Below are 16,223 nucleotides of genomic sequence, written 5' to 3'. Positions count from 1 at the left end.
TGTCAGTCCGAGACGCCGATGCGTCGCCCGGACTTCCCCCCGGACGCGTCGGCAGACGAACTTTCGGGCACGAACACCGAGACGGTCGTCCCGCGCGGGTCGTGCGTCTCGATGTCGATTTTTCCACCCACCTGGCGCGTGATCCAGCTCACCAGCCACAGTCCCAGGCCGCTGCCGTGCTGGAGCGGGGTTTCCTTGCCGGCTCGGACCGTCGCTCGCTCCTGCGCCGGGATGCCGGGCCCGTTGTCGCTGACTGTGATCGCGACCCAGGACTCCGGGCCGAAGGGATTCCCGTCGCGCCGCTCGTTCCGTTCGATGGTGAGGTCGACGACCGGCGTCTCGGCGTCGTTGTGATCGATCGCGTTCTCCAGTAACTCCTCGATCGCGATCACGACGGGCACTTTGACGGGGGCGCGCCCGTCGGGGGCCGTCAGCGAGATGGTCGCGTGCTCGCAGGCGTCGCGCAGCGCGTCGATCTGCTCGGCGACCGTCGAGACGACGTCCACGCAGCCCGTCCCGCTCCCGACGTCGTTGACAGTCGAGTGGACGGTGTTGGCCTTCTCGCTGACCCGCGTCAGACGGGCACAGGCGTCTTCGATCGCCCGTGCGTAGTCGGCGACCCGCTCGTCGGTCGTCTCCGTGCGGATGGCGTCACCGTACCCCATCACGACGTTGAGTTCGTTCCGGAGGTTGTGCCTGAGCAGTCGATAGAGGACCTGGAGCTGCTGTCGCTCCAGTTTCTGTTCCGTGACGTCCGTGAACACGGCGACGAACTTCTCGATGGTTCCGTCGTAGTCGGTCACGGGTGCGATGGTGTGATCGACGTGCATGAGCGACCCGTCCTTGCGCCTGTTGACGAGTTCGCTCTCCCAGACCTCGCCCGAAAGAATCGTGCCCCAGAGGTCCGCGAAGAACGACTTGTCGTGCTCGCCGGAGTTCAGGAGTCGCGGGTTCTCGCCGATCGCTTCCGCCGCGGTGTAGCCCGTGATCCGCTCGAACGCCGGATTGACGTATTCGATCGTACCGTCCGTATCCACCAACATGATCGCGTGGCCCGCCTGTTCGACCGTCCGCCGGAGGACCCGCGCGTCGGTCAACTTCACCAGCGGTTTGTCGAAGTCGCTCATCCGCGGGACCCCTCGACGCCGCGGGTGAGCGACAGACGGTCCCGCCGCCCGCCCCGGTCCTCCCTCATCGTATTCGAACACTGATCTGTTTTCTGGGTGTCGCTCCCAGTAGCTCCACCGCCGTGCCCTCGGCTGGTCCACTGGCTCACATACGATATCAACGAGCCAACTATTGCTGGAGCTATCATCTCTCGCTCACTCCCGTGGAGGGGGGCCTGCAGATAAAGTGTTTATAAATGTTGACAATAGCGCTATATGCCGTACAGTGGGCTACGTTCGGCTCGGGAGTCGGACGCCTTCGCGTGGTGCTCACTCGGCCGGTGCCCGGACCGTCAACACCGGCACGTCCGCGTGACGAATGACGTGTTCGGTGACGCTGCCGAGGAGGAACCGGTCCAGGCCCCGGCGGCCGTGGGTCGCCATCACGATCAGGTCCATCCCGTTGTCGGTCGCGTAGTCGAGGATGGCGTCGCTCGGGTGGCCGCGCTCGATCGTCGTCTCGACGGGGACGTCGTGGGCCTGACAGCGCTCGCGAACGTCGGCCAGGGTCGCCTCCCCCTCGTCTTCGAGCGCCGCGAGGACGAGGTCCTCGGTCGTGAACCCGTGGGCGTGGCTGGGATCGACGGCGTAGAGGCTGTGGATCGACGCGTTGAGCCGGTCGGCCAGCGTCAGCGTCTCGTCCAGCGCCACCATGGCCGCGTCGCTCCCGTCGACTGGCACCAGCAGTCGCTCGTATCCGTCCGTGGTCTTCATGACCCTCGTTACCACGTTCCGGTGAATAACGGTTGCCCGAATCGCCGGCAAAACGAAACGTTCGGTGGCTGATACGCCCGCGTCGGTGGCTCAGGGCTGCAGGACGCTCTCCGCTTCCAGCACGCCCTGGAGTTCCGACATCGAGAGGACGACGGTGTCACAGGACGGTTCGACGGCCGGTTTCGGGTCGAACCCGACCGAGAGGCCGGCGACTTCCAGCATCGGCAGGTCGTTCGCGCCGTCGCCGACCGCGACGGTGTCGTCCATGTCGACGCCGACCGTCCCGGCCAGGTCTTCGAGGGCGTCGTCTTTCGTCCCCTCGATGAGCGGTCCCTCGACCTCGCCGGTGAGCTCGCCGTCTTCCATCGGGAGCCGGTTGGCGACGATGGAGTCGACGGAGACGCCGGCTTTCTCCAGGGCGCGCTCGACGCCGCGCTCGAAGCCGCCGGTGAGGATGGCGGTGTGGACGCCGGCCTCGTTGAGCTCGTCGATGACCGTGTTCGCGTCCTCACGGAGGACGACCTGGTCGAAGGCGGCTTCCGCTTTCTCCTGGGAGAGCCCTTCCAGCAGGCCACAGCGCTGGCGGAGGCTTTCGGCGTACTCGATCTCGTCGTTCATCGCCCGTTCGGTGATCGTCTCCATGTCGCCCGCGACGCCGCACTGCTCGCCGAGCAACACTGTCATCTCCGAGTCAGAGAGCGTCCCGTCGAAGTCGAAGGCTACGAGTGTCATGTTCCCCCGTTCGCAGGCAGGGGTTTCAAAGCTCCCGGTTACCGCCGTCTCCATCACGGCTGCGCGGGTCGATGAAGAAAGGGTTATGGCTGCCGACTGGAATGGTTCGCGCATGAAGGTACTCGTCACGGACCCTATCGCTGACGCGGGCATTCAACGACTCCGCGCGGCGGGCCACGACGTGGAGACGGCCTACGACATCGAGGGCGAGGAATTGCTCGACGCAGTCAAGGACGCCAACGGACTCATCGTCCGCTCGGGCACGGAAGTCACCGACGAGGTGCTCGACGCTGCCGACGATCTGGTCATCGTCGGCCGGGCCGGCATCGGCGTCGACAACATCGACATCGAGGCGGCCACCGAACACGGCGTCATCGTCGCCAACGCTCCGGAGGGCAACGTCCGGGCGGCCGCCGAGCACACGGTCGCGATGGCGTTCGCGACGGCGCGTTCGATCCCACAGGCCCACGAGCGCCTCCAGAACGGCGAGTGGGCGAAAAGCGACTTCCTCGGGACGGAACTCAACGGGAAGACGCTGGGCATCGTCGGCCTCGGCCGCGTCGGGCAGGAGGTCGCCAAGCGCCTGGGTTCGCTCGGCATGAACCTCGTCGCGTTCGACCCGTACATCTCGGAGGAACGCGCCGAGCAGCTCGGTGCGGAGTTGGCTGACGACCTCGACGCATGTCTCGAGGAAGCGGACTTCATCACGATCCACACGCCGCTGACGCCCGAGACCGAGAACATGATCGGCGAAGAGGAACTTGCCAAGCTCGACGGCGGCTACGTCGTCAACTGCGCCCGCGGTGGCATCATCGACGAGCCGGCCCTGGCGGAGGCCGTCGAGAACGACCAGCTCGCCGGCGCGGCGATCGACGTGTTCGCCGAAGAGCCCGTCGACCCGGACAACCCGCTGCTCGACGTCGAGGACGTCATCGTGACGCCGCACCTCGGCGCGAGCACCTCCGCAGCACAGGAGAACGTCGCGACGAGCGCCGCCGACCAGGTCATGGCCGCGTTCCGCGGCGAGCCGGTCATGAACGCGCTGAACGCCCCGTCGATGGACGAGTCGGCGTTCCCCCGCGTGCGCCCGTACATCGACCTCGCGGAGACGGCCGGCAAGATCGCCGTCCAGCTGTTCGACGATCGCGTCGAGGAGGTCGACGTCTCCTACGCCGGCGACATCGCCGAGGAAGACCTCGATCTCGTCACCGCGAGCGCGCTCAAGGGCGTCTTCGAGCCCCTGGAGTGGCAGGTCAACGCCGTCAACGCCCCGCGCATCGCCGAAGAGCGCGGCATCGACGTCGTCGAATCGAAGAGCCGTTCCTCCGAGGACTTCCAGAGCCTCGTGACGGTCACCGTCAAGAACGGCGACGAAGAGGTCAGCGTCTGCGGCACCCAGTTCGCCGGCGAGGACCCGCGCATCGTCCGCATCGACGGCTACCGCGTCGACGCCATCCCGCACGGCCACATGCTGGTCGCGCGCAACGAGGACGTCCCCGGCGTCATCGGCTTCATCGGCTCGACGCTCGGCGACCACGACGTCAACATCGCGGCCATGTTCAACGCCCGCGAGACCATCGGCGGCGAAGCGCTCTCGGTGTACAACCTCGACGAAGCGCCATCCGAGGAGGTCCTCGAGAGCATCCTCGAAGACGAGCGGATCATCAACGTCAGTCACATCTCGCTGAACGGTACCGTCGACGCCGACACGAGCGACGACTGACCGCTCACCCGGTCGCTGATTTTTCTGCTTTCGGTGCGCCGGTCAGCGGCTGCGCTGTGTATCCGAATCCACCGACGAATGGCAGAATCTCACACGAGTATATAGAACCGATGGAAAAATATAGCGTATGGCGTTCAAGAGATGAGTGTATTTAATACACACTCGCTCATTTCAATCCGAACGTCCGAATGAGTGTCGACGAACTTGTCACGCCGTGTCCGCCGACCGTTCACCGGGAGCCACCGGTCCCCGGACTCGAACGAGATGGCGACGTGTGGCGGCTGTCAGTGGAACCCTACCGGGACCTGATTTCAGATGTAGCCGGCGTCGATCCGACCGGCCCGCTCGACCTGCAGGCGCTGATGACGATCGCCGCACGACTCGAAGGACTGGTCGCACGGCGAAAGCGAGTCGAGGATCGAACCCGGGGAGCAGCCGTCGACCAGTCGCCGACAGTCGGGGCTGGACTGTCTCGGCTGTGGCGGTCGCTCGCCGCGGTCGTCACGGCGCTGCTCGTACGTTTCGGGTCGAACGACGCGACGACCGACGGCTCGTCGCCGCCGTCGTTCGAGACGTACTCGACGGAGACCGTCTGGTATCTCTCGCAGTTCTTCCGCGCCGCGGCCGAACAGCGCCGGGCGACGGTTGCGGCCGACACGGCGTCGGCTGGTGACGCACAGACGATCGGCATTCCGGGAAAACGGTCCTGAGTCGGGGGACTAGCGGCGTTCGAGAAGCGAGTGGAGACTCCCTAGGAGGCCGTCCTGGCTGGCCGTCGCGTCGCCGTCGAACTCGATCGCCACTGCGTCGTCGTCGGTTCGCCGTTCGAGGTCGGCGACGATCGTCTCGTACCGGTCGACGATCGCGGTTCGCTGTCGATCCTTGGCTTCGAGCGCTCGCTCGAGGGCGGCGATCCGCGTGTGGAGAATCGTTCGTTCCATCCTGTCGAGTCTGAGACGCGTCGCCGCAGAGACCGGCCGTGTCTCAGCGGCCAGCGAGTTCGCCTCGGTCTCGACCGCAGTCGCATCGAGTGGCACGCCTGGTGCCGTGTCGACCTGCGTTTCGGGTGCCCCCCCGGGCTGGCTGTGGGTGGTTTCGGGTACCATCGTCGCGGGAGTACCAATATGTGCCACAGTCTCAAAAAGTTCCGTCAGACAGGGGTCACACGCCCGGCCGACGCCCTGCAGTCTGGCGGTTTCCGCGCCTCTCTGGGATGTTTCTGGTAGGTGATTTGCACTGTATTTTATTCAAACTGTACGTATATATTTCTACCTGGTAGCTGAATTTTTGTAGTCGACGCGAAGTGGGGAACAGGTGGTATGGTGGCGCCAGGGGGTCCGGGTACCCTCGTCGACCTCGCCGCATCGCCAGCGACCGAGACGACCGTCTCAATTGCTGTTCAGTCGCGACTCGCAAAAAGTTCCGTCGAGGGTATCGTCAGTCCTGCAGGTGAGCGAGGACTTCGTCCGTGTCGTTGGGGACTGGTTCGGGGTCAGCGCCGGCCTCGGCGGCCGCGTCGGGGTCCTTGAGGAGGTGGCCGGTGGTGAGACAGACCACGTCTTCGTCCGCGCCAATCTCGCCCTGGTCGCGGAGTTTGCGGAGGCCGGCGACGGAGGCGGCGGAGGCCGGTTCGACGCCGATACCCTCTTCCGCGAGGTCGCGCTGGGCGGCGGTGATCTGCTCGTCGGAGACGGCGACGGCGGTGCCGTCGGTGTTCCGGATGCCGGGGAGCGCCTTCGGGGCGTTGACCGGGTTGCCGATGCGGATGGCGGTCGCGCGAGTTTCGACCTCGTCCCAGCGTTCGGTGTCGTCCCACCCGTGCTCGATGGCTTCGACCATCGGGGCCGCACCCTCGGCCTGGACGCCGGTCAGTTTGGGTACCTGATCTTCGTCGAGTTCGCCGCTGGCGACGAGTTCGCGGAACGCCTTGTACAGCGCGGAGGTGTTGCCGGCGTTGCCGACGGGGAGGACGATGCGGTCGGGGAAGCGACCCTCGTCGTCGTGGAAGCGTTCGAGGATCTCGAAGCCGATGGTCTTCTGGCCTTCGAGGCGGAAGGGGTTGAGCGAGTTGAGCAGGTAGGCCTCGCCGCGGTCGGCGAGGTCCTGGACGATGTCGAGACAGGAGTCGAAGTTGCCGTCGACCTCGAGGATGCGCGCGCCGTGGAGGCTGGCCTGGGCGACCTTTCCGGCTGCGACCTTCCCGGCGGGGAGCAAGACGAGCGTTTCGAGGCCGGCGCGAGCGCCGTAGGCTGCGAGTGCAGCGCTCGTGTTCCCGGTCGACGCGCAGGCGAGACGGTCGACGCCGACCTCCTCGGCGACGCGGACGCCGACGGTCATGCCACGGTCCTTGAACGAGCCGGTGGGATTCATCCCCTCGTGTTTGATCCGGAGGTTCCGGACGCCGACGTCTTCCTCCAGTCGAGGAACGTAGTGCAGCGGCGTGTCGCCCTCGGGAAGCGTGACGCCCTCCTCAAAGGGGAGCGCGGAACTGTGACGCCAGACGCCGCGGCCCTCGAAGTCGTCGAACGTCGGCGCGTCTGCGTAGCGTGCTTCGAGCAGGCCGTCGCACTCCTCGCAGGTGTAGATGACGTCGTCGAACGGCGGGTGAACGTGTCCGCACTCGATACAGGTGAGCCAGACGCCGTCGTCGGCGACGTCGGGCACGGTGTCTCCTTTCAGACCGGAGAGTCCGAGATCTGTCATTGCGCGTGTCGAGGGCCGCACGCCGCAAAAAGAGGGCGGTTTTCACGCGACCGTCAGTTCCAGCCCTCGTCCGAGCCGTTCGAACGCGTCGGCCGTCCCGAATGGACTGGACCGCTCGCGCATTCGCTCGCGACACCACCGGGCCACGTCGCCGTCGGCCCAGTGAACGGCATAGTCCGCGATCTCGGTCGGTCGGAGTCGCAGACGGGTCACCCGTCCGTCCTCGACCGTTACCTCGAACAGGAAGCTCCGGTCGTTGCGGAGGTCCCGGTTAATGCGGTAGTCGTCGACGAAGTCCCCGCAGTCGTACAGGATGGGGACGCCCTCGTACACCTCGATCCCCTGGAAGACGTGGGCGCTGTGCCCGTGGATCAGATCGACGCCCTCGTCGACGAGAAAGTGGCCGAACTCCCGATAGTTGGCAGCCGGCTCTGCGACCATGTTCGGTCCCCAGTGCAGCGACGCGACGAGCAGGTCTGGGTCGTGTCGGCGGGCACGGGCGAGGATCGTCCGCACCGTCTCGCGCTCTTCTCGGTCCAGTTCCATCGGGACGTGGGCGACGCCGGGTTCGGTGGGGCCTGCCGCGAATTCCGGCGTGTTGTCGGTCAGCGAGACGACCGCCACGTCGAGCCCGTCGAACGAGACGATGGCTGGCTCACGGGCGGCCTCGACAGTCCGCCCGGCGCCGGCGTGAGCGATCCCGGTTTCCGTGAGCGCGTCCACGGTGTCGAGGAGCGCCGGCACCTCGAAATCCAGCAGGTGGTTGTTCGCCAGGCTGGCGTAGTTGACGCCGGCGGCCTGGAGCGCCGGTAGCGCCCAGTCCGGATCGGCCCGGAAGTGAAACGGTCGATACGTCCGTCGCCAGGGCTGGCCGCGCGTCGAGAGACAACACTCCAGGTTGATGAGCAGCCCGTCGAGCGCCTGCAGGTGCCCCAGCACCTCGCCCCACACCGCGTCGACCGCCCGACGCTGCTGGAACTCGTCTACCTTTCGACCGAGCATGACGTCGCCGGTCAGGCCGAGCGTGAGTGGCATGTGGGGTCGTACCACACACTGGTGGAAAACGGTGCCGTCGGTGGGTCGGACTGAGAGCCCCTAGGGATCGAGACCGAACTCGTCGATCCGTTCGTGGACGTAGGCGGCCCACTCGTCGAGCGTGTTGTGCATCAACTCGCGGGCGTCGTCGAGCGGCGTCGCGGTGTACTGGTAGACGTGGCCCCCGCCGTCGAGGAGGCGTCGCTCGCGAGTGGCGAGTCCTTTCTCGCGGAGCGTGGAGAGTGATCGGTTGACGTTGCTGCGGTCGCGGTCGAGCGTCGTTGCCAGTTCGGCGACGGTGCTGCCCGGCTGGTCCAGCAGCGTCAGATACGTTCGGGCTTCGTGGCGCTGGACGCCGAACACACAGGTTAGCACCTCCTCGAACCCCGGCTCGTCGTCTACCATGAGGTCCCGGAACCGATCAGGCTGTGGATCGACCTCTGCCATAGCTTCTGGTAACGGTGCGAACCGGATAAAGGGGGCCGTTACCGCAGGCTCACCCCGTGTGCTGGGTGTTTCCCGGTACTTAGCCGGCCCGGAGGACGACTCTCTCGTCTTTCTCACTGACGTCGACCGACTCGCCGAACGCCTCGAACAACGCCAGACTCGTCTCGACGTGATTGGTCATCGTCGGAATCGTCAGCTCGCCACCGGCGGCAACGAGGACGACGAGCAGCTGATCGGCCAGGTAGCGGTCCACTGCCGCGTTTGTGCCCTCAAAGGAATGAACGTCGCTCGCTGCCTCGCGGCCGACTTCTTCCGCCGGCTTCCCTTTTTCGCCCAGCGCGCTGGCGCCGGCCACGCCGTTCTCGTAGTCGGCCCGGACACAGCACGCCGTCCCGGGGGAGTCGGTGTCGACGTAACTTATCGTTCGTTCGAGGACGGTGACGTCGTCGTCGAACTGTTCGAGCACTGCCTCGGCCTGGCGTTCGGCAACTTCGGCGTCGGCCAGGCCGTTTGCGGCTTTCGAGTAGACGCGGATGCCTTCGAGGGAACCGCGGTCGCTCAGTGCCAGGGGTGCCGGATCGGAGGGGTTGAGGGAGAGCGTCGCCGCACCGCCACCGACCGGATAGAAGCCGGTCCGGTCGACGTCGACGGCGACCTCGACGCCCAGGTCCCGGAGCAGTGGGAGCTTCACGTGGCGGTACCAGGTCATCGGCGGTGACCACGCCACGTCGGTGCCCCCCGTCGCCCGCACTGTCAGCGGGTCGTCGATGCGGAGCGCGAGCGGGAGCAGCGTATCGAACACCAGTGTGACGCTGCCTGCCGTCTGGATGTCGGCAGTTACGGTGCCGCCGGACAGCCGGCCGGGATCGAGACTGACGGTCTCGGCGCCCAGTCGTGCGCCCTCGACGGTGCCGTCGCAGGCGTCCGCTGCGGCCTGGACGGCGGCGAGGTGCTGTGGCTTCAGTCCCGGTTCGGGTCGCGAGCCCCGGACGTGCTCGACGGTCACCGGCGTGTCGGTCAGGATCGACAGCGCCAGCGCCCGCCGGAGGAACTGTCCGCCCGCGTCAGACCCGTCGAGTTCGAGCATACGCGCTGTACGCTAGCGCGAAAGAAAAGCGCCGGTGGCTGCCCGTTATCCGGTTCGCATGCCATCGAGCAGCGCCGTCGTGATCTCGGCTTCGACGAACGCTGCGATGGGGATGAGCACCAGTGCGACGACGACCATCACGGCGGCTTCCCGGAGTTCGCGCTGGGTCATCACGTCCTCGCGTCGACCCAGAGCGGCCCCGAGCACCTGATGCGTGAACCGGAACGCGACGGCACTCGCAAAGAGGAAGGCGGGAATCTCGAGGACGCCGTGGGGCAACAGGCCGACCAGGACCACCGCGAGTCCGCCTTCGCGGGCGACCTCCGTCGCGACGTATCCGACGATGACGCCGTTGTACAGCAGAACCGCGGCGGTGACGAGCCCGAGCGTCAGGCTGCTGGCGACGAGCAACAGGATGACGATGGCGTTGTTGACGACCAGGAGCCCGACGGTCGGCTCCGGAAACGCGCCTTCGAGTTCCCGGCCACCGAACAGCACGCTCAAGCTGACCAGATCCACGAGGAGGGCACCGACGACGATGCCGACGGCGAACAGCGCACCGGAGAGGGCGACGTAGCGCCAGTAGTCGGCCCAGAGCCGCACCGGGAGCCAGCGCGACTCACTCGCCGCCTGACTCGACGGGGTCTCGCTCATGTAGTCTCACTAACGATGACCACTGGTTTCAGGGCGGCGGTCCCGGCGAATCCGCGGTCGTTGGTGATGCTCCCTACCGCCCCGCCACCGAACGCCTGCCAGCTCGCCGCGACGACCGTCACAACTCGTTCACCGGAGCTCTGACGCCCGCTCTTGACAGTCTGTCGCGTCGAACGACCTCCTGGATTGCTACCAACAGCCACGGGCCGTGCTCTCATCGGTATTGGAAAGACCATTAACCCCGGCCGTTGGTATGTGACATATGAACTCAACCGAACAGATCCGCGTCGAAGATCTCATGACGACGCCGATCGAGACGATTTCCGAGGACGTGACCCTCGTCCAGGCCGCGACCGAAATGCGAGAGAAAGGAATGAGCGCGCTCCTCGTCACCTCTGCCCCGCCGTCGATCATCACCAGCACGGACATTCTCGACGCCGTCGCCGAGGGGAAGGACACGTCGGAACTCGACGTCACCGACGTGATGACCGAATCCGTCGAGACCGTCCCGCCGGGCCTCCCGATCAACGAAGCCGCCCAGATGATGACCACCTTCGGCATCAGCCACCTGCCGGTCGTCGAGGACGACTACATCGGGATGGTCTCCTCGACCGACATCACCAGTCACCTTTCCCAATAACCCCACCTTTTTTCACCGGGGCCTCGCTGCGCTCGACCCCGGCCAAAAAATCTGGACCAAAAAAGGCTGCCGGCTCATCGCTACGCGATTCACCGGCAGTGAACCGCGCGCCACAGGCGCGCGGATGCAAGGTGAACGACGGACTGCTCACGGCTCGATAAGCACTATTCTCTCATGTGACGCCCAGAAAACACTTTGTGCCGGCGCGAGGACCGGACCGTAATGGACCTCGACAAGAGCCAGGTCTTTCTGCTGCTCGGGACCCTCCTGTTGGTTGGTTCCACGTGGGGGCTTTACGAGGTCTCAGGGCTCGTTAGTATTCTCGTCATCCCATTCCTGTCCGCCTTCGGATTGGTCGGGCTCCTTCTCTGTATCCTCGGCGTCCTCTTTCGGTGATGCAACTCCACCTTTTTGTTCGTCGGGGTCGCTCTCAGTCGCTCGCGACCCGCTCCTCGAAAAACGTGGGCGAAAAAGTCGGGACCTCGCTCCGCTCGCTCCCGTGAACCGCGCTCGCATTCGCTCGCGCGGATGCAGGTGCTGGCTGCATCCACACCGCTATTCCAACTCCGTCGCTTACTTGCTGAACAGAAGACACTTAATAGCTGACTGAAGATCCGACAGTAATGTGGGCTGACAGGAACTGGTTCTATCTTATTGTTGGCGGAGTTTTGCTGATCGGTTCAATCTGGACCGGTCAGACTACCTTGAACACGGATTACGTCCACAGATTAGAATCGGAAGAGGAGGGGACGTTCAACGCTTCACACGAAGGTCACGTCCGCTACACGAACCTCTCTACCCGCGGCCAGCAGGTCGTCGACCACACGATAGATCGTGGGAAGCACGTCGTCGAGACCGAAGACCAGACGGTGTCTGCGTTCATGTATCCGACGGATTACAACAACCTCGGGTCTGGCTGGTACGTCGTCCGACACGACGGACGGAACTACTTGCTCGCCACGAACAAGCGCACTCCCGGACTCAGTGGCGTCTTCTTGACGCCGTTCGTGGGTATCGCCGGCCTCGTCGGCTTCCTGCTCTGTGCCCGGAGTCTGTTCACTCTCTACCTTCGTTCTATGACAATCGACTAATCACTACGCTTGCTCGGATAGCCTGGGCAACAGTCCGTGTGAAGTCGAACTCCGTTCGCGCTCGGTCCTTACGCCTACTCAGCCAGCCACGTCGACAGCCCGTTCCAAGCCACCTTTTTCTGCGTCGGGGTCGCTCCCTGCGGTCGCGCCCCTGTCCTTGAAAAATCTGGACCAAAAAGCAGCTCACGTCGCTCGCCGGAGACTACTCCTGCTCAGCCAGCCAGGTCAACAGCCCGTTCTGGGCGTGCATCCGGTTCTCGGCCTGGTCCCAGACGATGGCGTTGTCGCTCTCTAAGACCTCGTCGGTGATCTCCTCGCCGCGGTGGGCGGGCAGACAGTGCATCACCGTCCGATCTCCCACGAGGGCAGAATCGACCTGGAAGCCCTCGAAGTCGGCGAGTTTCTGCTCGCGCTGGTCTTCCTGGCCCATGCTGACCCAGACGTCCGTGTAGATGACGTCCGCGTCCTCGACGGCCGCCTCCGGATCGTTGGTCGTCTCCGGTTCGTTGCCGAGGTCGGCGGCGCGTTCGCGCACGTCGTCGTCGATCCCGTAGCCTTCGGGCGTGGCGACGGTCAGGTCGATCCCGGCCATGGCCGCGCCGATGACGAACGACTGGCAGACGTTGTTGCCGTCGCCGACCCACGCCACGGAGACGTCGTCGAACCCGCCGAACTGCTCGCGGATCGTCAGCAGATCCGCCAGCGTCTGGCAGGGGTGTGCGTCGTCGGTGAGCCCGTTGATGACCGGGACGGTGGCGTACTCGGCGAGTTCCTCCACGTCGGCGTGGTCGAACACGCGCGCCATGATGAAATCCACGTAGCGGGCGACCGCGCGGGCGGTGTCCTTGACCGGTTCCCCGTGCCCGAGGTGGATGTCGTCGGGGCCGAGGAAGACGGCGTGGCCACCGAGCTGTGTCATCCCGGTCTCGAAGGAGACGCGGGTGCGCGTCGAGGGTTTCTCGAAGACCATTCCCAGCGTCTGGTTGTGCAGGGGTTCGCCGTCGCCGTGGGCTTTCAGGTCGGCCGCACGAGAGAGCACGGTGTCGAGTTCGTCGGTCGTCAGGTCGTCGATGTCCAGTAGTGACCGTGGCATGTTAGGCCTCCAGCAGCCGCGTCGCGACCTCCTCCAGCACGGCGACCGAGCGGTCGTACTCCGAGAGGGGAAGGTGTTCGTTGGGCGCGTGGTCGAGGTCCGAATCGCCGGGTCCGTACGTCACCATGGGACAGTCCCACTCCTGCGCGTAGACGTTCATGTCGCTCGTCCCCGTCTTCCGGAGCAGTCGGGGGTCGCCGCCTTCCTGGCGGATGGCGACGCGGAAGGCTCGCGCCACGTCAGTGCGGGGGCTCTGCATGACGGGCTCGACCCTGTCTTTCCAGTGGACGCGGTCGGCCACGTCGAGGTGGCCCTCGGTGATCTCGATGACTTCCTCCGTGTTCATGCTGGGCGGGACGCGCAGTTGGACTTCCATCGTCGCCTCGACCGAGAGGCCGTCCTCCGTCAGTCCGCCCTCGATCATGGTCGGTTTGGGCGTGACGCGCTCGAAGACGGCCTCCCACTCGTCGTTGGTGAACTCCTCTTCGACGGCCGACCACCAGGCGATGGCGTCCTGGATGGCGTTGTTCTCCGGGCGAGAGCTGTGGCCGGACTCGCTCGTCGCGACGTACGTCCCGGCGACCAGGCCGCGGTAGCCCAGCGTGATGCCCTCCCAGCCGGAGGGCTCGCCGTTGACGACGGCGTCGGGCGCGTTCTCGCGGTCCTCGACCAGGTAGCGACCGCCCTTCGAGTCGACTTCCTCGCCGACGACGCCGACGAACGAGGCACCCGTCCGCACGGCGGCGACGGCCATCGCCGCCAGGGGGCCTTTCGCGTCGACGGAGCCGCGACCCCAGAGCGCCGGCTCGTCGCTGTCCTCGGCCTCTCTGATCTCGACCGGGATGTTCCCGGGAACGGTGTCGATGTGGGAGGTCAGCAGGCAGCCGTCGTCGGCGGGGGCGCGGACGTTGCCGACGTCGTCGATCCACACCTCGCGGTCGTGGCTCTCGAAGAAGGACTTGAGGACGTCCGCACACTCTCGCTCCTCGCGGGTGACCGACGGCGTGTCGACGAGGTCGACCAGCAGTTGCCGCGCCTCGCCTTCCACGTCGATCGTGCTCGTACTGGTGAACTGCGTCTCGCTCATGCGTCGTCGTCCTCCGCCAGCACGTCGGTCAGGGCCGCGACCACGGCGTCAGCCTGCTCCTGTTCGATGGTTAGCGGCGGGAGCAGCCGCACCACGGTTCGGCCGGCAGGCAGCGCCAGCACGCCGTGGTTCAGCGCCAGTTCCTTCAGCGCCTTGTTGGCGCCGCGACCGACCTCGACGCCGATCATCAGGCCCTCGCCGCGGATCTCGCGCACGTCGTCACCGATGGCCGACTCCAGTTCCGTCAGGATGTAGTCGCCCATCTCGGCGGCGTGGCCGGGCAGGTCCTCCTCGACGATGGTCGAGACGGTGGCGTTGGCGGCCGCCGACACGACCGGGCCGCCGGAGAACGTCGAGGCGTGCGAGCCGTAGTTCTCGGCGATCCAGTCGCGACACAGCGTCGCGCCGACGGGGAAGCCGTTGCCCAGCCCCTTCGCGCTCGTGATCATGTCCGGGACGACGCCAGCCTGCTCGCAGGCCCACAGCGATCCCGTCCGACCCATCCCAGTCTGGACCTCGTCGAAGATGAGCGCCGCACCGACGTCCGCGGTCGCCTCGCGGGCGGTTTCGAGGAACTCGGTGGAGGCGGGGTTGATGCCACCCTCGCCCTGGACGGGTTCGACGATGACGCCCGCGGTCTCGTCGTCGACGGCCGCGGCGAGTTCCTCGGGGTCGTCGTAGGGGACGAACTCCACGTCGCCGATGAGCGGCTCGTACATCTTCTTGTACTTGTTCTTCCACGTGGTGGCGAGCGCGCCCATCGTCCGGCCGTGGAACCCCTGCATCGTCGCGATGAGCTTCGAGTTGCCCGTGGCGCTCCGGGCGAACTTCAGCGCGGCCTCGTTGGCCTCGGTCCCGGAGTTACAGAGCCACGTCTTGTCGATGGGGTCCGGGGCGGTGGCGGCCAGTTTCTCGTACAATTCGGTCCGGGCCGCGTTGGGGTACGAGGCTTGGACGTAGGTCAGGTCGTCGAGCTGGTCCCGGACGGCCTCGTCGACGGCCTCGTGGCTGTGGCCGAGCGGGACGCAGGCGTAGCTCGCGCCCATGTCCAGGTACTCGGTGCCGCTGTCGTCGTACAGATACGGTCCGTCGCCGGACTCGATCTGAATGGGTTTCTCGTTGAAGACGAATCCGGTCACAGCGTCTCACCTCCGGTGAGACCTGTGACGTTGAAATGCGCCTTGCGTATTTCAGAACTCATTGTGTGTCCTCCAAAGCTTCCTGATACAGGTGCGTCCCGCTGCCGTCGAGCGCCGAGAGGATGGGGTCCTCGGCGTTGGCGTCGGCGATGACGACTTCTTCGGCGCCGTTGTCCAGCGCTTCCTCTGCGGCCATGATCTTGCGGCTCATGAAGCCCTCGGCTGCTGCTTCCAGTTCCGCCCACTCCTCGGCGGTCTCGACGGACTCGATGAGCGTCGAGGGATCGTCGGGGTCCTCGTAGACGCCCTCGACGTCCGTCAGCAGGACGAGCGTGCCGTCGAGCGCGCCGGCGATGGCGGCGGCCGAGCGGTCGGCGTCCGTGTTCACGGGGGTGATCTCGCCGTCGTCGGCACCCGCCATGGGCGGACTGGCGACGGGGACGTAGCTCCCGTCTAGTAGCGACTCCAGCAGGTCAGTGTTGACCTCCTTGATGGTCCCGGAGTGGTCGCCCCGCTTGATCTTCTTCTTGCCGTCCTCTTTGACGCGCACGGCCGACTTCCGCGGGCCGTGCAGCAGCTTCCCGTCGACGCCGTTGAGACCGACGGCGTCCACGTCGAGGCTCTGGAGGCCAGCGACGAGCTGCGTGTTGAGGTGGCCGAACACCATCTCGAACACTTCCATCGTGTCTTCGTCGGTGAAGCGACCGACGACGCCCGACGGCGTCTCGACGTACTCCGGCTCCATCCCGAGGCGTTCCAGCGTGTCGTCGACGGCGGTCGAGCCGCCGTGAACCACGGCAACCGACTCGCCGTCTTCGTAAAGCGATGCGACGTCCGAAAGGGCACCCGCCGGGTCAACGGCACGGGCACCTCCGACTTTGATTACGATTGTCATATAAAAATCACCTCTGG

At 65.8% G+C, this 16,223-nt stretch carries 18 protein-coding genes; 5 read left to right on the top strand and 13 right to left on the bottom strand.

Annotation, left to right across the window (positions count from 1 at the left end):
• Positions 1-2: 2 nt before the first annotated feature.
• The 3 genes from MU553_RS16140 to serB form a co-directional block, all read right to left on the bottom strand.
• Positions 3-1,127 carry a PAS domain S-box protein gene (locus MU553_RS16140; protein WP_247379312.1) on the bottom strand — a complete coding sequence of 375 codons (1,125 nt, stop codon included), beginning with the start codon at positions 1,125-1,127 and terminating at the stop codon, positions 3-5.
• 309 nt (positions 1,128-1,436) lie between these two features.
• The gene (locus MU553_RS16135) at positions 1,437-1,880 is read right to left on the bottom strand and encodes a universal stress protein (RefSeq protein WP_247379310.1); all 444 of its coding nucleotides are present in this window, start codon (positions 1,878-1,880) and stop codon (positions 1,437-1,439) included.
• 90 nt (positions 1,881-1,970) lie between these two features.
• Positions 1,971-2,612, bottom strand: coding sequence for a phosphoserine phosphatase SerB (gene serB / locus MU553_RS16130; RefSeq protein WP_247379307.1), 642 nt, complete (start codon positions 2,610-2,612; stop codon positions 1,971-1,973).
• A gap of 112 nt (positions 2,613-2,724) precedes the next feature.
• On the opposite strand from serB, the gene serA reads away from it, so the two are divergent.
• Positions 2,725-4,335, top strand: coding sequence for a phosphoglycerate dehydrogenase (serA, locus tag MU553_RS16125; RefSeq protein ID WP_247379305.1), 1,611 nt, complete (start codon positions 2,725-2,727; stop codon positions 4,333-4,335).
• 188 nt (positions 4,336-4,523) lie between these two features.
• Positions 4,524-5,045 (top strand): hypothetical protein, encoded by a 522-nt coding sequence (locus tag MU553_RS16120; RefSeq protein ID WP_247379302.1) that lies wholly within the window; start codon positions 4,524-4,526, stop codon positions 5,043-5,045.
• A 9-nt stretch (positions 5,046-5,054) separates the two neighbouring features.
• Here the strand turns inward: MU553_RS16120 and MU553_RS16115 are convergent, their stop codons facing one another.
• The 6 genes from MU553_RS16115 to MU553_RS16090 all read right to left on the bottom strand — a co-directional run bounded on the left by MU553_RS16115 (position 5,055) and on the right by MU553_RS16090 (position 10,261).
• Complete coding sequence (locus tag MU553_RS16115; protein ID WP_247379300.1) at positions 5,055-5,441, bottom strand: hypothetical protein; 387 nt, start codon at positions 5,439-5,441, stop codon at positions 5,055-5,057.
• 331 nt (positions 5,442-5,772) lie between these two features.
• Positions 5,773-7,038 (bottom strand): threonine synthase, encoded by a 1,266-nt coding sequence (gene thrC, locus MU553_RS16110; RefSeq protein ID WP_247379298.1) that lies wholly within the window; start codon positions 7,036-7,038, stop codon positions 5,773-5,775.
• A 42-nt stretch (positions 7,039-7,080) separates the two neighbouring features.
• On the bottom strand, positions 7,081-8,073 hold the full coding sequence (locus MU553_RS16105) for a CapA family protein (protein WP_247379296.1): 993 nt from the start codon (positions 8,071-8,073) through the stop codon (positions 7,081-7,083).
• A gap of 60 nt (positions 8,074-8,133) precedes the next feature.
• A complete protein-coding gene (locus MU553_RS16100; protein ID WP_247379294.1) occupies positions 8,134-8,520 on the bottom strand; it encodes a helix-turn-helix domain-containing protein in 387 nt (128 codons plus the stop codon).
• A gap of 79 nt (positions 8,521-8,599) precedes the next feature.
• Complete coding sequence (gene rtcA / locus MU553_RS16095; protein ID WP_247379292.1) at positions 8,600-9,607, bottom strand: RNA 3'-terminal phosphate cyclase; 1,008 nt, start codon at positions 9,605-9,607, stop codon at positions 8,600-8,602.
• Positions 9,608-9,652: 45 nt separating this feature from the next.
• The gene (locus MU553_RS16090; RefSeq protein ID WP_247379290.1) at positions 9,653-10,261 is read right to left on the bottom strand and encodes a stage II sporulation protein M; all 609 of its coding nucleotides are present in this window, start codon (positions 10,259-10,261) and stop codon (positions 9,653-9,655) included.
• Positions 10,262-10,523: 262 nt separating this feature from the next.
• On the opposite strand from MU553_RS16090, the gene MU553_RS16085 reads away from it, so the two are divergent.
• The 3 genes from MU553_RS16085 to MU553_RS16075 all read left to right on the top strand — a co-directional run bounded on the left by MU553_RS16085 (position 10,524) and on the right by MU553_RS16075 (position 11,992).
• Positions 10,524-10,901 (top strand): CBS domain-containing protein, encoded by a 378-nt coding sequence (locus MU553_RS16085; protein WP_247379287.1) that lies wholly within the window; start codon positions 10,524-10,526, stop codon positions 10,899-10,901.
• A 222-nt stretch (positions 10,902-11,123) separates the two neighbouring features.
• Positions 11,124-11,297, top strand: a complete 174-nt coding sequence (locus MU553_RS16080) for a hypothetical protein (RefSeq protein WP_247379285.1) — start codon at positions 11,124-11,126, stop codon at positions 11,295-11,297.
• A gap of 308 nt (positions 11,298-11,605) precedes the next feature.
• Positions 11,606-11,992 (top strand): DUF7979 domain-containing protein, encoded by a 387-nt coding sequence (locus MU553_RS16075; protein ID WP_247379283.1) that lies wholly within the window; start codon positions 11,606-11,608, stop codon positions 11,990-11,992.
• A 202-nt stretch (positions 11,993-12,194) separates the two neighbouring features.
• On the opposite strand, the gene argF is transcribed toward MU553_RS16075, so the two are convergent.
• From argF to MU553_RS16055, 4 genes are read right to left on the bottom strand one after another with little or no spacing between them, the layout of a single operon-like run.
• The gene (gene argF / locus MU553_RS16070) at positions 12,195-13,085 is read right to left on the bottom strand and encodes an ornithine carbamoyltransferase (RefSeq protein ID WP_247379281.1); all 891 of its coding nucleotides are present in this window, start codon (positions 13,083-13,085) and stop codon (positions 12,195-12,197) included.
• Position 13,086: 1 nt separating this feature from the next.
• Entirely contained in the window at positions 13,087-14,172 is a 1,086-nt protein-coding gene (locus tag MU553_RS16065; RefSeq protein ID WP_247379279.1) for a [LysW]-lysine hydrolase, read from the bottom strand.
• Positions 14,169-15,311, bottom strand: a complete 1,143-nt coding sequence (locus MU553_RS16060) for an aspartate aminotransferase family protein (RefSeq protein ID WP_247379277.1) — start codon at positions 15,309-15,311, stop codon at positions 14,169-14,171. Before MU553_RS16060 ends, MU553_RS16065 begins: the two co-directional genes overlap by 4 nt.
• Positions 15,312-15,369: 58 nt before the next feature.
• Entirely contained in the window at positions 15,370-16,206 is an 837-nt protein-coding gene (locus MU553_RS16055; protein ID WP_247379275.1) for an acetylglutamate/acetylaminoadipate kinase, read from the bottom strand.
• Positions 16,207-16,223: the final 17 nt, after the last annotated feature.

The organism is Halorientalis brevis, assembly GCF_023077655.1.
Note: the sequence above shows the minus strand (reverse complement) of the source record. Positions and strands in the feature narration are given on the sequence as shown.

What these genes read in the sequence shown, in the direction of transcription:
- MU553_RS16080 (WP_247379285.1), top strand. Translation starts at nt 11,124, where the DNA reads ATGGACCTCGACAAGAGCCAGGTCTTTCTGCTGCTCGGGACCCTCCTG.
- serA (WP_247379305.1), top strand. Translation starts at nt 2,725, where the DNA reads ATGAAGGTACTCGTCACGGACCCTATCGCTGACGCGGGCATTCAACGA.
- MU553_RS16085 (WP_247379287.1), top strand. Translation starts at nt 10,524, where the DNA reads ATGAACTCAACCGAACAGATCCGCGTCGAAGATCTCATGACGACGCCG.
- MU553_RS16065 (WP_247379279.1), bottom strand. Translation starts at nt 14,172, where the DNA reads ATGAGCGAGACGCAGTTCACCAGTACGAGCACGATCGACGTGGAAGGC.
- rtcA (WP_247379292.1), bottom strand. Translation starts at nt 9,607, where the DNA reads ATGCTCGAACTCGACGGGTCTGACGCGGGCGGACAGTTCCTCCGGCGG.
- MU553_RS16115 (WP_247379300.1), bottom strand. Translation starts at nt 5,441, where the DNA reads ATGGTACCCGAAACCACCCACAGCCAGCCCGGGGGGGCACCCGAAACG.
- MU553_RS16100 (WP_247379294.1), bottom strand. Translation starts at nt 8,520, where the DNA reads ATGGCAGAGGTCGATCCACAGCCTGATCGGTTCCGGGACCTCATGGTA.
- MU553_RS16135 (WP_247379310.1), bottom strand. Translation starts at nt 1,880, where the DNA reads ATGAAGACCACGGACGGATACGAGCGACTGCTGGTGCCAGTCGACGGG.
- MU553_RS16140 (WP_247379312.1), bottom strand. Translation starts at nt 1,127, where the DNA reads ATGAGCGACTTCGACAAACCGCTGGTGAAGTTGACCGACGCGCGGGTC.
- MU553_RS16105 (WP_247379296.1), bottom strand. Translation starts at nt 8,073, where the DNA reads ATGCCACTCACGCTCGGCCTGACCGGCGACGTCATGCTCGGTCGAAAG.
- MU553_RS16055 (WP_247379275.1), bottom strand. Translation starts at nt 16,206, where the DNA reads ATGACAATCGTAATCAAAGTCGGAGGTGCCCGTGCCGTTGACCCGGCG.
- argF (WP_247379281.1), bottom strand. Translation starts at nt 13,085, where the DNA reads ATGCCACGGTCACTACTGGACATCGACGACCTGACGACCGACGAACTC.
- serB (WP_247379307.1), bottom strand. Translation starts at nt 2,612, where the DNA reads ATGACACTCGTAGCCTTCGACTTCGACGGGACGCTCTCTGACTCGGAG.
- MU553_RS16090 (WP_247379290.1), bottom strand. Translation starts at nt 10,261, where the DNA reads ATGAGCGAGACCCCGTCGAGTCAGGCGGCGAGTGAGTCGCGCTGGCTC.
- MU553_RS16120 (WP_247379302.1), top strand. Translation starts at nt 4,524, where the DNA reads ATGAGTGTCGACGAACTTGTCACGCCGTGTCCGCCGACCGTTCACCGG.
- thrC (WP_247379298.1), bottom strand. Translation starts at nt 7,038, where the DNA reads ATGACAGATCTCGGACTCTCCGGTCTGAAAGGAGACACCGTGCCCGAC.